Source organism: Holospora curviuscula (genome assembly GCF_002930195.1).
Classification (GTDB): Bacteria; Pseudomonadota; Alphaproteobacteria; order Holosporales; family Holosporaceae; genus Holospora; species Holospora curviuscula.
Genome location: NZ_PHHC01000078.1, coordinates 138,377 through 141,662, shown reverse-complemented (window position 1 = coordinate 141,662; position 3,286 = coordinate 138,377). Strand labels below are relative to the sequence as shown.

At 53.3% G+C, this 3,286-nt stretch carries 3 protein-coding genes; all 3 read left to right on the top strand.

What is annotated here, in order from left to right:
- A partial coding sequence (locus HCUR_RS09520) for a hypothetical protein (protein WP_243397253.1) occupies nt 1-864 on the top strand: 864 nt, incomplete at its 5' end.
- Nucleotides 865-879: 15 nt separating this feature from the next.
- Complete coding sequence (locus HCUR_RS02360) at nt 880-1,614, top strand: hypothetical protein (RefSeq protein WP_104206572.1); 735 nt, start codon at nt 880-882, stop codon at nt 1,612-1,614.
- A partial coding sequence (locus HCUR_RS08315; protein WP_165780660.1) for a hypothetical protein occupies nt 1,604-3,286 on the top strand: 1,683 nt, incomplete at its 3' end. The genes HCUR_RS02360 and HCUR_RS08315, both read left to right, overlap by 11 nt.

Genomic DNA, 3,286 nt, shown 5'->3' with positions numbered 1-3,286 from the left:
GCCTCGTTAAGAATCCTCCTGGCTACGGGGTTAGCCTTGGCGGGCAAGGACTCAGGAGACATCCAGGCTTGTGACACTGCGGCCACCACTGGCTTGGAGGAAAATTTTGTCACCACCATTCTGGCAGTAGCCTACGATGTGGCTCAGGGGGTAAAAGATGTGGGGGATGAGCTCCAGGAGGGCAATTACTGGAGCGCCGCCGGTCAAGGAGCCCTAGCTGCCGGTTCCGTAGCATTGGATTTGGCCAGTGGAGGCGTGGGCAGCACCCTGGCCAGAACAGGGATCCGCCTGGCGCGAACCGCCTTAAGCAAAGACAAGGGCCCGGGGATACTGAAAAAAGAGGGCGGCAATGCTTCGGGTCTAAAGGCCACGGGAAAACAGCGCCAGGAAAAGAAAGCGGGGACTCAGGATATGACCCCGCAAGAGCAAAAGGCGTATTTCGAACGCTACAAAGACAATCCTGTGCCGGTGGGTAAGTATAAAGAGAAGGAAATGAAAAAGATCGTTCAAGCCAGGACAAAAGAAACCAGACTAAAGCATGAACAGCACCATGTATGGCCCGTGGCTCAGTCCGATGAACTGCTTAAGGTTACTGGACGGAAGTATAAAAATAATGCGGTAATTCCGTTGCCTAAAAAAATACATAAAGCCCAGGGGCGTAAATTAATTCACAAAAGAAATGAAACATTTAAGCCACAGAATCCAAGAGAATCCCTATTGCAAGGGATTCAGGATACTCGCCAAGGCTTGCTGGATGCGGGGTGTGATCGCATGAAGACCAATGAGGCTTGCCTAGAGGCACTGAAGAAAATTAAGGCGGACAACCCGGAGGGATTTTCTGGAAAAATCCCTCCCAAACCCTAGAAAATGGAGATATAAATGACGAGACAACAAATTTATAATGAAATTCGTGCACGATCACCTCTTGATATTTATAGTGCGCCAGAATTACTGGAAGCTTTGGAATTATTCGAAAACGAAGACTTATTGGAGGATCTGGAAGACCTATACCAAGAGTGGGGAAAGGGTGTCCAACTGAATCGCGCCAGGGAAAAGGAAGAGTTTGAGCGTATCCAGAAGTGCGAATCGTTATTTGAGTTTATTACTGAAGCTATTTTCAATCACGGAGACCCTTCCGTGATCCCCCCATTGCTGAAGTATGTACCTTCCGATGATACGGACCAAGACCTGGTATTTATGGAAGATTATTCCAGTGAACAAATATGTAATGGGATTACTAACGCCCGCTGCTTTGGGGAAGACTACATTCCTGTGCTGTTGGGGTGTATTCATGAACTTTTGCCCCGAGCCATGGCCAATGCAGATTCTTTTTTGTATCAAATGATTTTGGATGACTTGGTTTATTTTAAAGAAACTCGTCCTCTAGTAAGTTATTTTTATTTAGCGCAAAAGGAATCCCTCATGCAAATTTTTGATTATTCCATTGAAAAAACTTTGGAAGAAGTAAAGGAAGGTAAGAGTCAAGAAATGTTTAATTGCGCTATTGATCGAATTTCTCGTCCTATTATTTCTGTAAGTTTTGAAAATGAACCTATCGATCAAATCGCTTTTTTCCGACAAGAATTCCTAAAACTCCATGGCCATGATGGCTAAACTCTTTTGGATGCGCTTTTCCTTTTGGGTAGACAAGAAAGAGGATACGGGCTCCAGCTCGGTATTTCATCCCTCTTCCATTGAGGCGCAGGAGATCTCCGGCCGGGTGGGGGCCATCCTCCATCAGGGCACGCAGATGAAGGGCCAGGGGGTACTGGAGGCGCAGTGCTACCGGTGCATTCCCGGGTATGGGAGCACTTCTGAATCTTCTCATAATGTATATATACAAGAGCGCCGCCACAGCACCCAGCCGGTGCCCGGGTCCATTGAAGGGGTGCGCGTTGAGCCCTTCACGGATCTCAGCCAGGCCAGCACTGCCATGACTCCGGCGGAGGGGCTTCACCTTTCGCTGCGGCGCGGGGCCTTCCAGGGAACCCAGTTTAAGGGCCAGGTGAGCATTCAGGCTCGCGAAAAACTTCTCCTAACCCCCGCCCTGCGGCAGGATGGATTTGAGAAAGTTTCGGTGACCCGAGACAGCAAGATTCTCCAGAAAACTCAAGCTCGCCAAGGCCATGGGGTGGACTACGTGGACTGTTCTGTTCAGGGTCATTTGGCGGTGGATACGCCGCACCTGGAGGTTATTTCCACAACGGGCCAGCGCCCCTCGGGCCTAGAGGTGGCGCCTCGCCCAGAATTTACCGAGATCCACCGCACGGTCGTGCCCTCTATTATTGAGGAATCCCAGAGACCTCGTACCACTGTTAAGCCTGCCTTTAAGGCCGCTCTGGGGGTGGGCGTTGCAGCTCTGGCAGGGGCCAGCGGAGGTCTTGCCTCTGGCGTGCTTGCAGCGTCCGCTCAGGCCTTCATCCAGAAGGGAGGCCTGGAGTCTCTGGCCAATCACGAATCCCTCCAGCTCTCGGATATGCTCAAGGCGGCGGGAAAAAGCCTTGCAGTGCAAGGGCTAAGCTTGGGTGTGGGGGACCTGGGCAGCGCCGGGAACCTGATTAAGACGACGGCAGCCCATAGCTTGGTGTATCAGGAAAATCCTCTGGAAACCCTTGCCCGCCAGGGCGTTCTTCAGATCTCCGCCGCAGGAGCCTCAGAGATCGGCCAGGCCTATCGTAGCGGCCTTTCGGGGCTGGAACATAAATTACTCCACGGAGCCCTGGCCATGGCCTCCACTCTCTCCCTCCAGGCTCTGGAAAGCGGCACTGGAGACTGGAATCAGGCTCTTCTGGCGGCGGGCGCCACCATGGCGGCGGAGACGTGTGCGCAGGGCGTTACAGAAGGAATTCGAGACCAGCTGCCTCAAAGAGCCCAGGGGGAAGGGCAGGAGGCCTACACTGAGCGCTGTCAGGAGGCAGCCCAGGCGTTGGCAGGTCGGGCTGTGGCATCGCTAAGAATCCTCCTGGCTACGGGGTTAGCCTTGGCGGGCAAGGACTCAGGAGACATCCAGGCTTGTGACACTGCGGCCACCACTGGCTTGGAGGAAAATTTTGTCACCACCATTCTGGCAGTAGCCTACGACGTGGCTCAGGGCGTAAAAGACGTGGGCGACGAGATCCAGGAGGGCAATTACTGGAGCGCCGCCGCTCAGGGGGCCCTAGCCGCCGGTTCCGTAGCATTGGATTTGGCCAGTGGAGGCGTGGGCAGCACCGTGGTAAAAGCCGGGGTCCGCTTGGCGCGAACCGCCTTAAGCAAAGACAAGGGCCCGGGGATACTGAAAAAAGAG

Coding starts and splice junctions, on each gene's coding strand:
- HCUR_RS02360 (WP_104206572.1), top strand. CDS start 880: ATGACGAGACAACAAATTTATAATGAAATTCGTGCACGATCACCTCTT.